This window comes from Leclercia tamurae, from assembly GCF_025566055.1.
Classification (GTDB): Bacteria; Pseudomonadota; Gammaproteobacteria; order Enterobacterales; family Enterobacteriaceae; genus Enterobacter; species Enterobacter tamurae.
Genome location: NZ_JAMHKS010000073.1, coordinates 126,980 through 144,541, shown reverse-complemented (window position 1 = coordinate 144,541; position 17,562 = coordinate 126,980). Strand labels below are relative to the sequence as shown.

The window sequence follows — 17,562 nt, the reverse complement described above, 5'->3', positions numbered from 1 at the left end:
CTTACTATTTCACAGGAAAATAAAATGAAGAAAAGTCTCTGCTTATTAATTGCAGCGGGTGGTTTGTGGGCAAATTTCAGTTATGCCGACGCGCCTGCTGAAGTTCGCGTGGCATTCAGCGGCGGTTCCCAGGTATTAATGCTGGCAAAAGCCGACGGTTCGCTGGATAAGGCGTTAAACAGCAAGGTGAAGTGGGTGCAATTTGCCTCCGGTGCCGACGCATTAAATTATTTCGCCAGTAATGCCATTGATATTGCCAACTTTGGATCAAGTCCGGCCACGGCAGGAATTGTCAGAAAGCTGCCGGTAGAAATTATCGGCGTTTCTGGCGTCATTGCCAGCTATGAGCGGTTGATCGGCAAAGACGGTATTGCCAGCATCAAGGATATCGAAGGGAAACGCGTGGCCTACCCGCCGAACTCGACCGCGCAGTATGCGCTGGAAGCGGCGATCAGCGTCAACAAACTCGACCGCAGCAAGATTACCCTGCTGCCGCTGCGTCCGGCAGAGATGGTCGCCGCCTGGAAACGGGGTGATATTGATGCGGGCTATGTCTGGGCACCGTTTGCGCAGGAGCTGGAGTCCTCCGGCGGGCATCAGGTTTTTGCCACCAAAGATCTGCAGAAAGATGGCTATCTGATCTACAACAACTACGTGGTGCGCAAGGCCTTTGCCGAGCAGTATCCGCAGGCGGTGACCGCTTTCCTGCGCGTGCATCAGCAAAAAGTCGACGAGTTTAAGAAAGACCCGGACCGCGCCGCGGCGATTGTCGCCAAAGAAGTGGGGGCACCCGTGACCACCGCCGCCAATACCCTCGGCGGCCTGGAGTACCCGACGCTGGCGCAGCAGGGCACCGCAGACTGGCTGGGTAACGGCACGCAAACCACCGACAGCGGCATTGGCAAAGCGCTGACCAAAACCTCCAGCTTCCTGGCGGGCATCGGTGAGATCCGCAAACGCGATATCCCGGCCAACTGGGATACGGCGATTGAGTCACGCTACATTCGCGACGCGGCGGTAGCAGCGCAATGAGATTGAGTCACCATATCGCTATCAGCGTCCTGTCGGTGGCGGTTTTCTTTATTGTCTGGCAGGTGGCGGCCATGCGGCAGTGGGTGGATCCCCTGCTGCTGCCCTCGCTCACCGATATCGGTCTGACCACGGAAGAGCTGCTGGCCGATGGCTATCGTCAGGTGCCGCTGTGGGAGCATATCGCGGTCAGCCTGGCGCGTGCGCTTAGCGCCTTTGCCGTGGCGATCGCCATTGGTATTCCGCTGGGGCTGCTGATGGGGCTGTCGGACGGCCTCGCCGCCGTGCTCAATCCGTTCGTTCAGTTCCTCCGCCCGCTGCCCAAAATCGCGCTGATCCCGCTGGCGGTGGTGTGGCTGGGCATTGGCGAAGCCTCGAAATTCTTCCTGATCTTTATCGCCACTTTCCTGAGTGTGGTGGTGGGTGCCGCCGCGGCGGTGGATCGCATTGGCCGCTCGCGCATCCGCGTGGCGCAAACCCTGGGTGCCTCGCGTCAGCAGATCTTCCTGCGCGTGGTGCTGCCGGATGCGCTCCCGGACCTCTTCACCACCGTCAGGCTGTCGATTGGTATTGGCTGGACGTCGCTGATTGCGGCGGAGATGGTGGCGGCCAGCTCTGGCCTCGGCTGGATGGTGATCAACGCCAGCTCCTATCTGCGTACCGATATCGTCATGCTCGGCATTCTGCTGCTGGGCGGCATTGGCTACGTTCTGGATCTCTTACTGCTGGGGCTGCAGCGGCTAATTGTGCCCTGGGCGGGGAAAGAATAATGAGTGCTATCACGCTGGAAAATGTTTCGCTCTCCTTTGCGGCGAAACCGCAGCCCTTCAGGGTGCTGGAGGATATCAATCTCTCCCTCAGCAAGGGGGAGTTCGTGGTGCTGCTGGGGCCGTCCGGCTGCGGTAAATCTACCATTCTGAACCTGGTGGCCGGCTTCAATAAGCCGGATCGCGGACGGGTGGTGGCGGGTGGGAAATCGGTGCGCGAGCCGGGCCCCGACCGCGGGATGATCTTCCAGCAGCCGAATCTGTTCCCGTGGCTGTCGGTGCTGGATAACGTCACTTTTGGCCCACGCCTCGGCAAACACCGCAAGGATGAGACCAACGCCCAGGCGCAGGACTGGCTGGAGCGCGTGGGGCTGAAAGGGTTTGAGCATCACGCTCCCTGGCAACTGTCCGGCGGCATGAAGCAGCGCGTGGCGCTGGCCCGCGCCTGGCTGCCGGAGCCGGAAGTGCTGTTGCTGGATGAGCCTTTTGGCGCGCTGGATGCGCAAACCCGGCTGATGATGCAGGAGCTGCTGCGTGAGGCCTGGCTGTCCACCGGCACCACGCTGCTGTTTGTCACCCACGATGTGGACGAGGCGCTGTTCCTCGCCGATCGGATCCTGATCATGTCGGCAAAACCTGGAAAAATCGTCGAAGAGATCGTCCTGCCGTTCGGGCGTGAACGCGACATCGAAACCCTTGCCGGGCACCCGCGCTACAGCGAGATCAAGCATCACGTCCTGCACCGGGTGCGCCAGGAGGCAAAGCGGCATTTAGGTTAAACACAGTTCCCGGTGTCGGGAATGAATCAACTGTCATCACTGAGGTGGAAGCAATGAGCAACAGCGAATTACGAGACCGTCTTGAAACAAGTATTCAGCAGCACCGGGACGAATATGTGGCGCTCGCCAAAGATATTCACGCCCATCCGGAAACCGGCAATAACGAATATTACGCCAGCAACCTGCTGACGCAGCTGCTGGAGAAGCATGGTTTTACCGTCACCCTGAACGTTGCCGGACACGAAACGGCCTTCTACGCGGTAAAAGAGAGCGGCAAGCCCGGCCCGACCATTGCTTACCTCGCAGAATATGATGCGCTGATAGATATCGGCCACGCCTGCGGACATAACATTATTGGCGTCACCAGCATTGCCGCGGCGATTGCGCTCGGTGAGACGCTGGCCAGCACTGGCGGCAAGGTGGTGGTGCTCGGCACCCCGGCAGAAGAGGGCGGGCTGCGCGGAAAAGGCGGGCCAAACGGTAACGTGAAAGCCCGCTTCGTGGAGCACGGTTTCCTGAAGGAGGTCGATGTGGCCCTGATGGTGCACCCTGCGGGCAAAACGCGGCTTTCCGGCCCGTCGCTGGCGAACAATCATCTCTACTTCCACTTCTACGGCAAGCCATCCCACGCGGGCAGCTCACCGCATAAAGGCGTCAATGCGCTGGATGCGCTGGTGCTGCTTTACAACGGCATCAGCGTCCTGCGCCAGCAGCTGCCGGACGGCATTCGCGTGCATGGCATCATCACCAACGGCGGCCAGGCCCCGAACGTGATCCCGGAATATGCCTCCGCCCATTACTACATCCGGGCCCACACCCGGGAAGAGGTGCTGGCGCTGGAGCCACGCATTCGCGCCATTGCCGAAGGCGTTGCGCTGGCCACCGGCACCACCGTGAAAATTGAGCATCAGGTTGGCCCGCGTGATTTCAATATCAACCACACCCTGAACGACGTCCTGCTGGAGGAATTTACCGCGGCAGGAGAGAACGTAGAGCTGAAAGAGAAAGAGGGGCTGGGTTCGACCGATGCCGGGGACATCAGCCACGCGGTGCCGACGGCGCATCCGTACATCAAGATTGGCCCGGACGATCTGATTGGCCATACCGTCGCGTTTCGTGAAGCGGCCAACTCCACCCAGGGCTACGACGCGCTGGTGACGGGTGCCCAGGTGTTGGCCCGCACGGGATTACGCCTGCTGACGGATGCCGCCCTGCTGCAGGCGGCAAAAGACGAATTTGCCGGTCGTACCGCGATAACCCAGGCCGCTTAACCTTAATACCGGAGCGACATAATAATGAAAATGCTGTTTTCTGCCGCCGCGCTGATGCTGGCGGCGGTTTTACCGCTGGGAAGCGCCCACGCTCAGAGCGTGGATCGCAACGCGACGCTGAACATCGCCTACGGCAACCGGCCGGGCACGCTGGATCCCTATCTGACGACCAACAATGCCACCTCGGACGTGGACAGGCATATCTTCGAAACCCTGTTCACCATCAATGATAAATTCGAGCCCGTGCCGGAACTGGTGCAGAGTTACACCCTCAGCGACGATCGCAAAACCTACACCCTGGTGCTGCGCGACGGGATCCACTTCCACGACGGCCAGCTGCTGACTGCCGATGACGTGGTGGCCTCCATGAACCGCTGGCTGGCGGTCTCCACCCAGGGGAAAGCCAACCTGCCGGGCGTACAGTTCAGCAAAGTGGATGACAAAACGGTCAGCTTCACGCTGGCGGCCCCGTCGCTCATTACCCTCAACGTGCTGGCCGACGTGAAGAACATCGCCGCCATCATGCCAAAACGCATTATTGACGCAGCGAACAGCAGCAATAAGCCGGTGACGGAGCTGGTCGGCACCGGTCCTTACAAGCTGGCGGAATTTAAGCCGGGCGACTATCTGCATCTGACCCGCTATGACCAGTATCAGTCCCGCACCGAGCCTGCTAGCGGGCTGTCGGGGCAGAAAAAAGCGGACGTAAAGGATATCTGGTTCCGCTACATCACCGACGAATCGACCCGCCTGGCGGGAGCGATGACCGGGGAGTACGATCTGGTCTTCCAGCTGCCAAAGGACAATATCGAGACCCTGAGCAGCGCCCCGGATCTTTCCCTGTTCCAGCCGCAGAGCGGCGGATCCCTGATCACCTATCTGTTTAATAAAAACCAGGGGCCGTTCGCCAACGTGAAGCTGCGCCAGGCGTTTAACCTGGCGCTCGACGTGCATCAGACCCTGCTGGCAGGCTACAGCGATCCGCGCTTCTTCAAAGAAGATCCCTCTCTGGGCTTCCCGGATCAGGTGGACTGGTACAGCGAGGCGGGTAAGCCTTTCTGGAACCAGCACAAGCTGGATCAGGCGCGCGCGCTGGTGAAAGAGTCGGGCTACAACGGCGAAGAGGTGGTGATCATCGCCACCAAAGAGTATGCCGAGCTCTATAACCTGGCGATCGTCGCCCAGCAGGTGCTGAAGCAGATTGGCGTTAAATCCCGGCTGGACGTGTATGACTGGCCCACCGTGCTGCAGCGCCGTCAGGATCCGAAAAACTTCGATCTCTGCGCCCTGGAGTTCTCCATGCGTCAGGTTCTGCACCAGTATCCGTTCCTTGATTCACGGGCCAAATTCCCGGGCCTGAGCAACAGCCCGGAGATCGACAGCGTGCTGGATCAGATCAAACAGGCACCGTCGCTGAAAGAGGCCAAACCGCTGGTGGATAAGCTGAACGTGCTGAGCTGGCAATATCTGCCGGTGATTGTGCTGGGGCGTACTACCCCGGATGCGGTGGCGATCAAAAACAACGTGCAGGGCTACCAGGATCTGATTGGCCCGATTCTGTGGAACGTTAGCGTAACTAAACCCTGACGGGAGAAGGCGATGAAAAGATACCTCTTTCACCGCCTGCTGGCACTGCTACCGGTGCTGCTGGTGGTGTCGGTAGTGGTGTTCTGTCTGATTCATCTGGCGCCGGGCGATCCGGCGCTGGTGATTCTGGGTAACGATGCCAGCCCGCAGGATATCGCGGCGCTGCGCCAGCAGATGGGGCTGGACAGGCCGATGCTGGCGCAGTTTATCAGCTGGTTTGGCGAGGTGCTTACCGGCAATTTAGGCCATTCACTGTTTCTCGATACCAGCGTGATGACCCTGTTTTTACAGCATCTCACCCCTACGCTGGCGCTGGCGTTATATGCCCAGGCGATCGCGCTGGTGCTGGGTCTGGCGGGCGGGGTGCTGAGCGCCTGGCAACACGGCAGCCTGCTGGATCGCGCCATCCGCATGCTGGCGACCCTCGGGATGTCGGTGCCGGGCTTTCTGCTCGGCCTGTTTTTGATCTTCTTTTTTGCGGTGCAGCTGCGCTGGTTCCCGGTGGTGGGGTATCGCTCCACCAACGAGGATTTCTGGCTTAACGTCTGGTATTTAACCCTGCCGGCGTTTGCGCTGGGATTGCGTATCGCCGCGTTGATCGCCCGCATGACCCGCGCGGTCATGCTGGATGTGATGCAGGAGCCCTTTATCAGTACCGCCCGCGCCAAAGGGGTGCCGGAGCGGCTGGTGCTGCTGCGCCACACCCTGAAAAACAGCCTGATCCCCATTCTGACCATCTGCGGCGAATCTTTTGCCTCGCTGGTCACCGGCACCATCGTCATTGAGAGCGTGTTTGGCATTCCCGGCGTGGGATCGCTGATCGTGGACTCGATCGAACGGCGTGACGTCACGGTGATCCAGGGCGTGGTGCTGCTGATCACCGTCTGCTATGTGTTGATCAACCTGGCGGTGGATCTGCTGAGCTATCTGGCCGATCCGCGACTTTCCGTCGACGGGGGTGAAAAATGATCCTGAAGCGCAACCCCTCCCTGCTCATCTGGCCTGCGGTGCTGGTGACCATCGTCCTGCTGTCGTTTTTTGCCAGCGCGTTAAGCCCCTACGATCCCTACAGCATCGATCCGCTCAGCAGACTGAAACCGCCTTCCGCCGCGCACTGGTTCGGCACGGATAACTTTGGCCGGGATCTGTTTGTGCGTGTCGCCCTGGCGGTGAGAGTGTCATTCTCGGTAGGGGCCGCGGTGGCGGTGATTGCGGGCATCACGGGAATGGTGATCGGCCTGCTGTGTGCCTGGTACCGTCCGGTCGACCGGGTGCTGATGCGCGTCTGTGACGGGCTGTTTGCGTTCCCGTCCCTGCTATTGGCGATCGCCATCGTCGGCGTGCTGGGGCCAAATATCGCCAACGTGGTGTTGGCTCTGTCGCTGGTCTATGTCCCGTCGATCGCCCGGGTGATCCGTGGGGCGGCGATGGTCATTAAAGAGAAAAACTTTATCGAAGCGCTGCGGGCGCAGGGGGCGAGCGCCTCCCGCATTATCTGGCTGCACCTGCTGCCCAACGTTATTTCGCCCTTTATCGTCCAGGTCAGCTGGGTCTTTTCCGTCGCCATTCTGACGGAGGCCGCGCTCAGCTTTCTTGGCTCAGGCGTCCCGGCCCCGATGCCGAGCCTCGGCAATTTACTGCTGGAAGGGAAAGCGGTGATCTTTACCGCCTGGTGGATGACCTTCTTCCCCGGCATCGCCATCGTGCTGCTGATCCTGGCGCTGAATATCATCGGCGATGACCTGCGCGACAGCGCCGATCCGGGGCTAAAACCGCTGCCGCGCCGGGTTTTACGTCTGTTAAAACAAGGGGGACGTCATGGCTGAGACGTTACTGCAGGTAAAGGATCTTGAGGTCAGCTTCGCCACCCGTCAGGGGATCATCTCCCCGGTGCGCGGTGTCTCCTTCCATGTGCATGCCCACGAAACCCTCGGCATTATCGGCGAATCGGGCTGCGGCAAGAGCGTGACCGCCCAGGCGGTGATGGGGCTACTGTCACCGCGCACCAGCCGGGTGGAGGGCGACGTGGTGCTGGCGGGCAACGCGCTGCATACGCTGTCGGCAAAAGCGCGTCGGCAGATGAGCGGCCGCGACATGGCGATGATTTTTCAGGACCCGCTGGCCAGCCTGAACCCGGTGATGACGATTGGCTATCAGATTGATGAGAGCCTGCGGCTGCATACAACGCTTAACCGTGTGCAGCGTCAGGCGAAAATCCTCGCTCTGCTCGCTCAGGTAGGCATCCCCGATCCGCTGCGCTGCGCCGGATCCTGGCCGCATGAACTCTCCGGCGGCATGCGCCAGCGGGTGATGATTGCCATGGCGATCGCCACCTCGCCGTCGCTGCTCATTGCCGATGAACCCACCACCGCGCTGGATGCGACCATTCAGGCGCAAATCCTCGATCTCCTTGATGAGATTAAGCATGAAACCGGGATGGGGATTGTCATTATTACCCACAACCTGAGCGTGGTGGCCAGGCTGTGCCAGCGCGTGGTGGTGCTGTACGCCGGTCAGGTGGTGGAAGAGACGGATGTCTGGACGCTGTTTGAACGTCCGCGCCACCCTTACACCCGCGCGCTGCTGGCGGCTCGCCCGTCGGCGGACCATACGCCTAAAACCGCCCTGGCAGAGATCGGCGGCCAGGTGCCTTCACTCCATGCGCTGCCCACGGGCTGTACCTATGCCGATCGCTGCCCGCTGGCGCAGCCGCGCTGCCGGGCAGAGGCCCCCGGGCTATGCACCCTCGGCGGTAAAGGTCACCAGGTTCGCTGCTGGCGGGCCGAAGAGACAGGAGCCCTACGATGACAACCCCTTTACTGAGCGTGAATCAGCTCACGAAAACTTTTCAGCGTCGCGGCCAGTCCGTACCGGCGGTGAACGGGGTGAGCTTTACCCTCAATGCCGGTGAAACCTGGGCGCTGGTGGGGGAATCCGGTAGCGGGAAAAGCACCACCGGACGGCTGGTGCTGGGGTTAACCCCTGCCAGCGGGGGTGATATTCAGTTCGAAGGACGCTCGCTGGCCGGGTTAAACGCTGCCGGATGGCGCAGCGTGCGCCGGGATATGCAGATGATTTTTCAGGATCCGCTCTCGTCCCTCGACCCGAAGCGCACCGTGGGCTATAGCCTGGAAGAGCCGCTGATTATCCACGGCATCGGCAATCGCAAAGCGCAGGTGGGGGAGATGCTGGAGCAGGTAGGTTTACGACCGCAGGATGCCACGCGCTATCCGCATGAATTTTCCGGCGGTCAGCGGCAGCGCATCGGGATCGCCCGGGCGCTGATCCTTAAGCCTAAGCTAATCATCTGCGATGAGCCGGTGTCGGCGCTGGATGTCTCCATTCAGTCGCAGATCCTGAACCTGCTGATGCGGCTCCAGCGCGAGTACGGGCTGGCCTACCTGTTTATCTCCCATGACCTGAACGTCGTCCGGCACATTGCCGATCGCGTGGGGGTGATGTATCGCGGCAGGATCGTGGAGCAGGGCGATACAGAGCGTATTTTCTCTGCGCCCCAGCATGACTATACGCGCTTTTTACTGAACGCCATTTTGCCTGTGCACCCGGTCGCGACAGGCGTTGCGCGTGCGGCGGTGAACGGCTAATGCCGACAGGAGTCGATTTGACCGGCGGGTCGGTTATAATAGGCGCAAGTGACAACATTCACGGCCCCATTTAACCCGGCGCACGCCGCCTCACATGAGTACCTTTAATGAGTGAAATGATTTACGGCATCCACGCGGTGCAGGCCCTGCTGGAGCGCGCACCGGAGCGTTTTCAGGAAGTCTTTATTCTGAAAGGGCGTGAAGACAAACGCCTGATGCCGCTGATCCACGCCCTGGAAGCGCAGGGTGTGGTGATCCAGCTGGCGAACCGTCAGTATCTGGATGAGAAAAGCGAAGGTGCGGTGCACCAGGGGATCATCGCCCGGGTCAAGCCGGGCCGCCAGTATCAGGAAAACGATCTGCCGGATCTCATCGCCACCCTGGATAACCCGTTCTTCCTGATCCTCGACGGCGTGACCGATCCGCACAACCTCGGTGCCTGCCTGCGTAGCGCCGATGCCGCAGGTGTTCACGCGGTGATCGTGCCGAAAGATCGCTCTGCACAGCTCAACGCCACGGCTAAAAAAGTGGCCTGCGGCGCAGCGGAAAACGTGCCGCTGATCCGCGTCACTAACCTGGCGCGCACCATGCGTCAGCTGCAGGAAGAGAATATCTGGATCGTCGGCACCGCCGGTGAAGCAGACCATACCCTGTTCCAGAGCAAAATGACCGGCAGTCTGGCGTTGGTGATGGGTGCGGAAGGGGAAGGTATGCGCCGTCTGACCCGCGAGCACTGCGACGAGCTGATCAGCATTCCGATGGCGGGCAGCGTCTCGTCCCTGAACGTCTCCGTGGCAACCGGCATCTGCCTGTTCGAAGCGGTGCGCCAGCGCGGGTAGTCTGCTGTGCCCGGTGGCGCTGCGCTTACCGGGCCTACGGTCCGTGCTTTTGTAGGCCGGGTAAGGCGAAGCCGCCACCGGGCAATATCACTCCTCCAGCGACCGCAAATGGTCATCCTTTCTTAGCGTCATCAGCGCGAAAATACTCACCACCGCCGTGGCCATCACGTAATAGGCCGGAATATCCAGATTCCCCGTCTCTTTTATCAGTCCGGTAATGATCAGACCCGCACAGCCCGAGAAGATGGCATTCGACAGCGAATAGGCCAGCCCCAGCCCGGTATAGCGCACCCGCGTCGGGAACATCTCTGACAGCATGGCCGGTCCTGGCCCTGCCAGCATCCCTACCAGGCCACCTGCAATCAGCACCACTATCGCTTTCACTGCCAGGGTGCTGGACTCCGCCTGCAGGATTTTCAGCAGCGGCAGGGCGAGGATCAGCAGCAGAACGGCGGCAATCACCATCACCGTGCGGCGGCCGATACGATCGCTCAACATCCCGGAGGGAATAATGGTCAGCGCAAAGCCGATATTGGAGATCACCGCTATCAGCAGCGCCTGGTTAAAGCCGGTGTGCAGGGCCGATTGCAGGTAGGCGGGCATGATCACCAGATAGGTATAACCTGCGGCAGACCAGACCATCACCCGGCCGATCCCCATCACGATAGCTTTCAGCGTGTCACTGGTGCGGGCTTTCGCCACTACCGGTTTGGTTTGCTGCTTCACGAAGCTCGGCGTCTCTTCCATGCTCACCCGCAGCCACAGGGCCACCGCCCCCAGCGGCAGGGCGATAAAGAACGGGATGCGCCAGCCCCAGTCATGCAGGGCTTCTGGCGTCAGCAGGGCCGAGAGCAATGCCACGATCCCCGCGCCGGCCAGCAGCCCCAGCGCAACGGTAAAGGACTGCCAGGCGCCGTACAGCCCGCGTTTGCCACGCGGGGCGAACTCGGTCATCAGCGACACCGCGCCGCCATACTCACCACCCGCGAACAGCCCCTGCAGGATCCGCAGGCCGGTGATGATCAGCGGGGCGGCAATGCCGATGCTGGCATACACCGGCACCAGACCAATCGCCGCCGTGGCCAGGGTCATCATCACCAGTACGATGATAAGGGTGGGCTTACGCCCGATACGATCGCCGATCCGCCCGAAGACGATGGCGCCTAACGGACGAAAGAAAAAGGCGATGGCAAACGAGGCGTAGGTGAGGATCAGGCTGGTCAGCCCCGCCTCACCGCTGAGCTGGAAAAAGTTTTTTGCAATCACGGTGGCCAGAAAACCGTACACCGCAAATTCGTACCATTCGATAAAGTTACCGATTGAGCCTGCAACTAATGCGCGCTTGTGGGCATCCGGCGCCCGCTGAGTGGATTGCATCGTTATTCTCTCCATGAGGTTAAGAATAAATTATTCACTATAAAAGCCGATATGAAATTTATTATTCGTCCAATCTGTGACCAGATTCACGCCTGGAGAGGGCGAAATTTTGCGCCCGCTTCCGTGCAGCGTCTGCCCGGTCTGTCCATAATTACCTCATTGCCATAGAAGGAGGGATACATTATGCACTGGCAGACGCACACGGTTTTTAATCAGCCTGCGCCACTCACCAACAGCAACCTTTTTCTTTCCGATCGTGCCCTGTGTGAAGCGGTCAGCCGTGAAGGCGCTGACTGGGACGCGGAGCTGCTCGCCAGTATTGGTCAGCAGCTGGGTACGGCAGAATCGCTGGAACTGGGCCGCCTTGCTAACGCCAATCCGCCCGAGCTGCTGCGCTTTGACGCCAGCGGTGCCCGGCTGGACGATGTGCGCTTTCATCCCGCGTGGCACCTGCTGATGCAGGGGTTGTGCGCTAACCGGGTGCATAACCTGGCGTGGGAAGAGGAGGCGCGAAAAGGGGCCTTCGTGGCCCGCGCGGCGCGTTTTATCCTGCATGCGCAGGTGGAGTCCGGCACGCTTTGCCCGATCACCATGACCCATGCCGCCACGCCGCTGCTGCAACAGGCGCTACCCCGCGCTTTCCACGACTGGCTAACGCCGCTCCTTAGCGACCGGTATGACTCCCATCTGGCGCCAGGCAACCAGAAGCGCGGCCTGCTGATTGGCATGGGGATGACGGAGAAGCAGGGCGGATCGGATGTCCTCAGCAACACCACCCGGGCAGAGCGCTGCAGCGACGGCAGCTACCGGCTGGTGGGCCATAAGTGGTTTTTCTCGGTGCCGCAAAGCGATGCGCATCTGGTACTGGCGCAGGCGAAGGGCGGCCTGTCGTGCTTCTTCGTTCCCCGTTTTCTGCCTGACGGCCTGCGCAATGCCGTCCATCTGGAGCGTCTGAAAGACAAGCTGGGCAACCGCTCTAACGCCAGCAGCGAAGCCGAGTTCCTCGAGGCCACCGGCTGGCTGCTGGGTGAAGAGGGGGAAGGGGTGCGCCAGATCCTGAAGATGGGCGGCCTCACCCGCTTCGACTGCGCGCTCGGCAGCCACGGCCTGATGCGCCGGGCCTTCTCGGTGGCGTTGTATCATGCCCACCAGCGGCAGACCTTTGGCAAAAACCTGATCGATCAGCCGCTGATGCGCGATGTGTTAAGCCGCATGGCGCTGCAGCTGGAGGGACAAACGGCGCTCCTGTTCCGCCTGGCGCGGGCCTGGGATCGCCGGGATAACGAGCACGACGCCCTGTGGGCACGGCTGTTTACCCCGGCCGCGAAACTGGCGATCTGTAAAGCCGGGATCCCGTTCGTCGCGGAAGCGATGGAGGTGCTCGGCGGTATCGGCTATTGCGAAGAGAGCGAGCTGCCGCGTATCTACCGGGAGATGCCGGTCAACAGCATCTGGGAAGGCTCGGGCAATATGATGGGGCTGGACGTGCTGCGGGTGCTGGCGAAACAGCCTGCGGTGATGGATCTGCTGGCCGAGGATTTTGCTGGTGTGAAGGGGCAGGATCGGCATTTCGATCGCAGCTGGCGCCAGTTACAGCAGAAGCTGCGTAAACCCCATGAGGCGCAGGGCAGGGAGATCGCCCGGCAGATCTTTCTGCTGGGCGCGGGGGCACAGATGTTGCGCCATGCGTCACCGCCGGTGGCGCAGGCCTGGTGCCGTGAAATGCTTGACGCCCGTGGAGGATCTCTGCTCAGCGAGCAGGTCCAGGATGACCTGCTGCTGCGCGCCACGGGCGGTGTAGCCTGACTCTTACAGGCGGAACAGGCTAACCAGATCGGTCAGGTGGGAACCCTTTCCGCGCAGAACCTGTGCCGTCTGTTCGCTACGTGATACGCGGTCGGCGTTGATATGCGACGCTTCGCCGATATGCGTCATCGCCAGATTTACCTGACCGATACCTGCCGACTGCTCGCGGGAGGCATGGTTAATCTCCGTGACCAGTTGGTTGATATTGTCGATGTGCTCGATGATGCTCTCCATCGCATGCCGGGTCTGCTCCGACAGGGCGTGGCCCTCGCTCACCTTGCTAAGCGTATCGCCAATCAGCTGTTCAATCTCCTTCACCGCGTTGGCGCTACGCGCTGCCAGGGCGCGCACTTCCTGAGCCACCACGGCAAAGCCTTTACCGTGCTCGCCCGCCCGGGCGGCTTCTACGGCGGCGTTCAGGGCCAGGATATTGGTCTGGAAAGCGATACCTTCAATCACCCGCGTAATGGCTTCGATACGTTTCGATGCTTCGCGAATATCATCCATGGTAGCGACAGCATTGCTGACGGTCTCCCCGCCCTGATGCACCGCCCGTGAGGTTTCGCCTACCAGCTGCTGGGTCTGCTCCATATTGGCCGCATTCTGCTGCACGCTGGCCGCCAGCTGCTCCATACTGGCGGAGGTCTCTTCCACGCTGCTGGCCTGTTTGTTGATCTGCTCAGAGATCTCACCGGTATCCGCTGCCAGGGCGTTGGTTCCCTGATGGATATCCCCTGCGGCTTCACGCACCTGCAGCACGATTTTTTGCAGCCCGCCGCCAATCCCGTTGATGGCATTGATCAACTGACCCACCTCATCCTGACGGGTAGCAGGCAGGGTGTTACGCAGATCGCCTGCGGCATACTGTTCTGCCAGACCAATCACATCGCGCAGCGGACGTGAAAGCCAGCGGCGAATAATAAACGCGAACAGCATGGCGAAGAGTGCGGACAGGACGATGCCGGCCAGCAGGAAGCGATCGCGCAGACTGGTCACCTCGGCCAGCAGGACGGATTTATCCACCTCGCCCACTATCGTCCAGTTCCAGCCCGGGAGCGGCGTCCAGGCCATAATCAGCGTACGACCGTCGGCGCTATGGCGCTCCAGGGTGCCGGATTTATCCGCCAGCAGCTGCTGCTGAATGTCGTTCTCCCATTTCGGCAACTGCCCCTCTTCTGCGCTATGGAACAGGTACTGACCGTGATTTTTGCCATGACTGCGGTCCAGCACAAAGAAGTGGCCGCTCTCGCCCAGACGGCGGCTGAGGATCTTCTCACGCATGACGTTCCACGAGTGGGTAATGTCGACCCCGACGAAGATGATGGCGATCACCTGTCCGCCCGCGTCCTTCACCGGTTGATACTGGGTGATGTAGCGTTTGCCGAACAGCAGGGCGAGGCCGCGATAGACCTCACCTTTGCTGACCACCGTCCAGGCCGGGCTGGCGTGATCCAGTACCGTACCGATGGCCCGGTCGCCGTTCTCTTTACGCAGGGAGGTTGCCACGCGGACAAAGTCGTCGCCGCTGCGGACAAACAGCGTAGCGATGGCCCCGGTGCGATTCAGAAAATCATCGGGCGTGGTGTTGTTCTCATGGAGTTCCGTCTCACCGCCTTTCAGCAGCGGGACGTTCTGACCGTTGATGGTGCGGGTCTGGCTGGCGTCAATGGCCAGCGGTTGCGGCAAAAAGGTGGTGAACAGGCGGGTATAGCTCTCCACCTCTTCGGTGAGGCTGGTATTGAACATCTGCACCATATCCACCACGCCGGTAGACTGGTTATGCAGGTCTTCTATGGCCAGCGATTCGAGTTTTTGACTGGAGTTATAGCTCAGGAGAAAAGTGAACAGCAGAAAGAGTGTGGCAACACTCAAGCCGGTAAGCAGCGATAGCTTTGTGCCCAGACCTGCACGGCGAAAAAAGTTGATCATAAATTGCTCATTGCTAAAAAGGTAACGCTTTTCAACGGCAGAGCGGGGATAACATTTATTAGCTTTATGTAACAAAATGTTACAGTGTTGTCTCGAGGTAGTAGCGGCAAGGATAATAGAATTGTAAATATTAAAAAGCCACTCTTTTTTAGTGGCTTTTTATGGGCGCTTTTCAGGCGTAGAGAATGGCTTGTACCCGCCAGCGATTGACATGGCTATCTTCCTGCATGGTAATAATGCGATACCAGGATGCTCCCTGTTCATCTGCTTTTAGCGCAATCATGCGCTCTACATCCTGCGGACTCCCTGAGATATCATTCACGGAAATCAGTCCAATTTCATTCAAACCCGTCACACAATCAGCGCTGGCAAATTCGGCTGACTGTGCGGCAGTACTCACCAGACCGGCTGAGAGTAACAGTGAGGTCAAAGCAAGAGATCGTTTCATCGTCAGCTCCATTTTACGTGTCCCCGGTATCCGCCGGGCAATCCTTCGCTAATAAACTCATTTCCATTGCCGCAGGCATGGAGTTTATTGTGGACAGGAAAACGTCTATGGACGCAAAGCAGTGTAAATGTCGTTTAAATACCGCGCGTTATTTACGGTATAAAATGGCTTGCGAGTACCATTGTCCTGTTACGATGTTTTCATCGATAAGGAGAATGACGTAATAATCTGCTTTCGCGGCGACGGCTTTTGCTTTAATGGCATCTTCCACATCGGCGGGAGAGCCACGCTCAAGTGCGGTGACGGTACCCATCCGCTGTAATCCTTCCGTCTGATTACGGCGAATTTCTTGTGGGTGGTCGGCAACCGGCGGTGCAGGCTGTGGCGTACCTTCTAACACGCTACATCCGCCCAACACCAGCATCAGCAATAAAGCAGCAAACCTTCGCATAACCATATCTCGTTTCCTGATAGCCATAGTGTAGAACTCTGTTGATTTAGGATTGGGGGAATGTTCCCAAATTGTTAGCTGTGGCGTAAATTTCGAATGAAAATTGTGCGAAAGCGTAATCCAGTTCTCAACATTTTAAATCACCCTTTAGCATGAGGCCTTTTGATGATTGAACTTGAAATACGGCACTTTGGCGACCATGAAAGTGTACACGCCGTTCCGGCAGGAAAACGATCTCAACCGCTGCCGGTTATTATTTTTTATCATGGTTTTACTTCATCAAAGCTGGTCTACAGCTATTTTGCGGTAGCGCTGGCGCAGGCCGGTTTTCGGGTGGTGATGCCGGATGCACCGGATCACGGCGCACGCTTTGCAGGGGATGAGCAGGCTCGTCTGGAGCAGTTCTGGCCAATCCTGCATGGCAACCTCACGGAGTTTGCTGCGCTAAGGGATGGGTTGTATCAGGCCGGACTGGTGGCGGATGAACGCCTTGCGGTGGCCGGTGCCTCGATGGGCGGGATGACCGCGCTGGGTATTATGGCGCGCCATCCGGAGGTGAAATGCGTGGCAAGCCTGATGGGCTCTGGCTACTTTACCTCCCTGGCCCGCACGCTGTTTGCGCCGCTGCAACCTGAGACATTTGACGCGATGGTCTCTCCGCTTGCCGACTGGGAGGTGACAACTGCGCTACCCCGTCTGGCCGACCGCCCGCTGCTGCTGTGGCACGGGGAGGCGGATGACGTCGTGCCCGCCGCGGAGACCTTCCGTTTGCAGCAGGCCCTGCAGCAGGAAGGGCTGGATAAGAACCTAACCTGTCTGTGGGAGGCGGGAGTCAAACATCGCATCACGCCGACCGCCCTCGATGCCACGGTGGCGTTTTTCCGTCAGCACCTTTAAACGCGCAGGATCTTCACCCCCTGATCTTCCAGTTTCTGGAGGATCAGGGGGTCCGCACCTTTACCGGTGATCACCAGGTCTATCTGCTCGGCGCGGCTGAACAACATACCTGCGCGCTCCCCGACCTTGCTGCTGTCGACCAGCACCACCAGCTTGCCGACCACGTTCAGCATGTTCTGCTCCGCCATGGCGGTCAGCATATCGGTTTTATACAGCCCCTCGGCGGTGAGCCCTTTCCCGCTGGTAAACATCCAGTGCCCGGCATACAGCGTGTTCTCGCTGTCCTGCGGGCTTAAGGTGATGGACTGACTTTTATTATACTGACCGCCCATGATTACCACGCTTTCGTGCTCCTGATCGATGAGGTAGTTGGCCAGCGGCAGGTAGTTGGTAATGATCTGCACCGGCTTGCCACACATTTCGCGGCCCAGCAGGAAGGCGGTTGAACCACAGTTGATCACCACGCTTTCGCCAGGATTCACCAACTGAGAGGCGGCCCGGGCAATGCGCACTTTCTCGTCGTGATTCTGCGCCTGATGAATATTCATCGGAGACCAGCGCGGGCGCTGTTGGCTGATAGCTTCGGCACCGTTACGGACTTTTTTCAGCTTCCCGCTCTCATCAAGTTTATTGATATCCCGGCGCGCGGTGGCGGGGGAGACGCCCAGCCGGGCAATCACCTGTTCCACGGTAACAAACCCCGTTTGTGCCAGGAGTTCCAGTAAAATTTGATGCCGCTGTGCTTCTGTCATGAGCTATTCCGAAATAAATTGATTT

Annotated in this window: 17 protein-coding genes; 12 read left to right on the top strand and 5 right to left on the bottom strand. The window is 59.5% G+C overall.

Annotated features, from left to right (window positions below):
• Nucleotides 1-24: 24 nt before the first annotated feature.
• From M8318_RS12320 to rlmB, 10 genes are all read left to right on the top strand, one after another.
• Nucleotides 25-1,032, top strand: a complete 1,008-nt coding sequence (locus tag M8318_RS12320; protein WP_262662893.1) for a taurine ABC transporter substrate-binding protein — start codon at nt 25-27, stop codon at nt 1,030-1,032.
• Complete coding sequence (locus tag M8318_RS12315; protein WP_262662891.1) at nt 1,029-1,799, top strand: ABC transporter permease; 771 nt, start codon at nt 1,029-1,031, stop codon at nt 1,797-1,799. Before M8318_RS12320 ends, M8318_RS12315 begins: the two co-directional genes overlap by 4 nt.
• Nucleotides 1,799-2,575, top strand: a complete 777-nt coding sequence (locus M8318_RS12310) for an ABC transporter ATP-binding protein (protein ID WP_262662890.1) — start codon at nt 1,799-1,801, stop codon at nt 2,573-2,575. The genes M8318_RS12315 and M8318_RS12310 overlap by 1 nt, the downstream gene beginning before the upstream one ends.
• A 53-nt stretch (nt 2,576-2,628) precedes the next feature.
• Nucleotides 2,629-3,846, top strand: coding sequence for a M20 family metallopeptidase (locus M8318_RS12305; RefSeq protein WP_262662888.1), 1,218 nt, complete (start codon nt 2,629-2,631; stop codon nt 3,844-3,846).
• Nucleotides 3,847-3,870: 24 nt separating this feature from the next.
• Nucleotides 3,871-5,433 (top strand): ABC transporter substrate-binding protein, encoded by a 1,563-nt coding sequence (locus tag M8318_RS12300; protein ID WP_262662887.1) that lies wholly within the window; start codon nt 3,871-3,873, stop codon nt 5,431-5,433.
• Nucleotides 5,434-5,445: 12 nt separating this feature from the next.
• Nucleotides 5,446-6,402 (top strand): ABC transporter permease, encoded by a 957-nt coding sequence (locus tag M8318_RS12295; RefSeq protein ID WP_262662885.1) that lies wholly within the window; start codon nt 5,446-5,448, stop codon nt 6,400-6,402.
• Nucleotides 6,399-7,259: an ABC transporter permease gene (locus M8318_RS12290; protein ID WP_262662883.1), complete on the top strand. Its 861-nt coding sequence runs from the start codon at nt 6,399-6,401 to the stop codon at nt 7,257-7,259. Before M8318_RS12295 ends, M8318_RS12290 begins: the two co-directional genes overlap by 4 nt.
• Nucleotides 7,252-8,241, top strand: coding sequence for an ABC transporter ATP-binding protein (locus M8318_RS12285; protein ID WP_262662881.1), 990 nt, complete (start codon nt 7,252-7,254; stop codon nt 8,239-8,241). The genes M8318_RS12290 and M8318_RS12285 overlap by 8 nt, the downstream gene beginning before the upstream one ends.
• Nucleotides 8,238-9,038, top strand: coding sequence for an ABC transporter ATP-binding protein (locus tag M8318_RS12280; RefSeq protein ID WP_262662880.1), 801 nt, complete (start codon nt 8,238-8,240; stop codon nt 9,036-9,038). The genes M8318_RS12285 and M8318_RS12280 overlap by 4 nt, the downstream gene beginning before the upstream one ends.
• A 107-nt stretch (nt 9,039-9,145) precedes the next feature.
• Entirely contained in the window at nt 9,146-9,877 is a 732-nt protein-coding gene (rlmB, locus tag M8318_RS12275) for a 23S rRNA (guanosine(2251)-2'-O)-methyltransferase RlmB (protein ID WP_262662879.1), read from the top strand.
• 87 nt (nt 9,878-9,964) lie between these two features.
• On the opposite strand, the gene M8318_RS12270 is transcribed toward rlmB, so the two are convergent.
• Entirely contained in the window at nt 9,965-11,254 is a 1,290-nt protein-coding gene (locus tag M8318_RS12270; RefSeq protein WP_166181390.1) for an MFS transporter, read from the bottom strand.
• Between the two features lie 183 nt (nt 11,255-11,437).
• Here M8318_RS12270 and M8318_RS12265 point away from each other — a divergent pair, with 183 nt between their 5' ends.
• Complete coding sequence (locus M8318_RS12265) at nt 11,438-13,060, top strand: isovaleryl-CoA dehydrogenase (protein ID WP_262662877.1); 1,623 nt, start codon at nt 11,438-11,440, stop codon at nt 13,058-13,060.
• A 3-nt stretch (nt 13,061-13,063) separates the two neighbouring features.
• Here the strand turns inward: M8318_RS12265 and M8318_RS12260 are convergent, their stop codons facing one another.
• From M8318_RS12260 to bsmA, 3 genes are all read right to left on the bottom strand, one after another.
• The gene (locus tag M8318_RS12260; RefSeq protein WP_262662876.1) at nt 13,064-14,989 is read right to left on the bottom strand and encodes a methyl-accepting chemotaxis protein; all 1,926 of its coding nucleotides are present in this window, start codon (nt 14,987-14,989) and stop codon (nt 13,064-13,066) included.
• A gap of 172 nt (nt 14,990-15,161) precedes the next feature.
• On the bottom strand, nt 15,162-15,449 hold the full coding sequence (gene yjfN / locus M8318_RS12255; protein WP_106994053.1) for a DUF1471 family protease activator YjfN: 288 nt from the start codon (nt 15,447-15,449) through the stop codon (nt 15,162-15,164).
• A gap of 136 nt (nt 15,450-15,585) precedes the next feature.
• On the bottom strand, nt 15,586-15,915 hold the full coding sequence (gene bsmA / locus M8318_RS12250; RefSeq protein WP_262662872.1) for a biofilm peroxide resistance protein BsmA: 330 nt from the start codon (nt 15,913-15,915) through the stop codon (nt 15,586-15,588).
• 138 nt (nt 15,916-16,053) lie between these two features.
• Between bsmA and yjfP the strand changes: the two genes are divergently transcribed.
• The gene (gene yjfP / locus M8318_RS12245) at nt 16,054-16,785 is read left to right on the top strand and encodes an esterase (protein ID WP_262662871.1); all 732 of its coding nucleotides are present in this window, start codon (nt 16,054-16,056) and stop codon (nt 16,783-16,785) included.
• Here yjfP and ulaR read toward each other — a convergent pair.
• Nucleotides 16,782-17,537 (bottom strand): HTH-type transcriptional regulator UlaR, encoded by a 756-nt coding sequence (gene ulaR / locus M8318_RS12240; RefSeq protein ID WP_262662869.1) that lies wholly within the window; start codon nt 17,535-17,537, stop codon nt 16,782-16,784. The genes yjfP and ulaR overlap by 4 nt on opposite strands.
• Between the last annotated feature and the right edge of the window lie 25 nt (nt 17,538-17,562).

Coding starts and splice junctions, on each gene's coding strand:
- M8318_RS12300 (WP_262662887.1), top strand. CDS start 3,871: ATGAAAATGCTGTTTTCTGCCGCCGCGCTGATGCTGGCGGCGGTTTTA.
- M8318_RS12280 (WP_262662880.1), top strand. CDS start 8,238: ATGACAACCCCTTTACTGAGCGTGAATCAGCTCACGAAAACTTTTCAG.
- M8318_RS12310 (WP_262662890.1), top strand. CDS start 1,799: ATGAGTGCTATCACGCTGGAAAATGTTTCGCTCTCCTTTGCGGCGAAA.
- M8318_RS12290 (WP_262662883.1), top strand. CDS start 6,399: ATGATCCTGAAGCGCAACCCCTCCCTGCTCATCTGGCCTGCGGTGCTG.
- bsmA (WP_262662872.1), bottom strand. CDS start 15,915: ATGGCTATCAGGAAACGAGATATGGTTATGCGAAGGTTTGCTGCTTTA.
- yjfP (WP_262662871.1), top strand. CDS start 16,054: ATGATTGAACTTGAAATACGGCACTTTGGCGACCATGAAAGTGTACAC.
- M8318_RS12265 (WP_262662877.1), top strand. CDS start 11,438: ATGCACTGGCAGACGCACACGGTTTTTAATCAGCCTGCGCCACTCACC.
- M8318_RS12260 (WP_262662876.1), bottom strand. CDS start 14,989: ATGATCAACTTTTTTCGCCGTGCAGGTCTGGGCACAAAGCTATCGCTG.
- M8318_RS12295 (WP_262662885.1), top strand. CDS start 5,446: ATGAAAAGATACCTCTTTCACCGCCTGCTGGCACTGCTACCGGTGCTG.
- rlmB (WP_262662879.1), top strand. CDS start 9,146: ATGAGTGAAATGATTTACGGCATCCACGCGGTGCAGGCCCTGCTGGAG.
- ulaR (WP_262662869.1), bottom strand. CDS start 17,537: ATGACAGAAGCACAGCGGCATCAAATTTTACTGGAACTCCTGGCACAA.
- M8318_RS12285 (WP_262662881.1), top strand. CDS start 7,252: ATGGCTGAGACGTTACTGCAGGTAAAGGATCTTGAGGTCAGCTTCGCC.
- yjfN (WP_106994053.1), bottom strand. CDS start 15,449: ATGGAGCTGACGATGAAACGATCTCTTGCTTTGACCTCACTGTTACTC.
- M8318_RS12270 (WP_166181390.1), bottom strand. CDS start 11,254: ATGCAATCCACTCAGCGGGCGCCGGATGCCCACAAGCGCGCATTAGTT.
- M8318_RS12320 (WP_262662893.1), top strand. CDS start 25: ATGAAGAAAAGTCTCTGCTTATTAATTGCAGCGGGTGGTTTGTGGGCA.
- M8318_RS12315 (WP_262662891.1), top strand. CDS start 1,029: ATGAGATTGAGTCACCATATCGCTATCAGCGTCCTGTCGGTGGCGGTT.
- M8318_RS12305 (WP_262662888.1), top strand. CDS start 2,629: ATGAGCAACAGCGAATTACGAGACCGTCTTGAAACAAGTATTCAGCAG.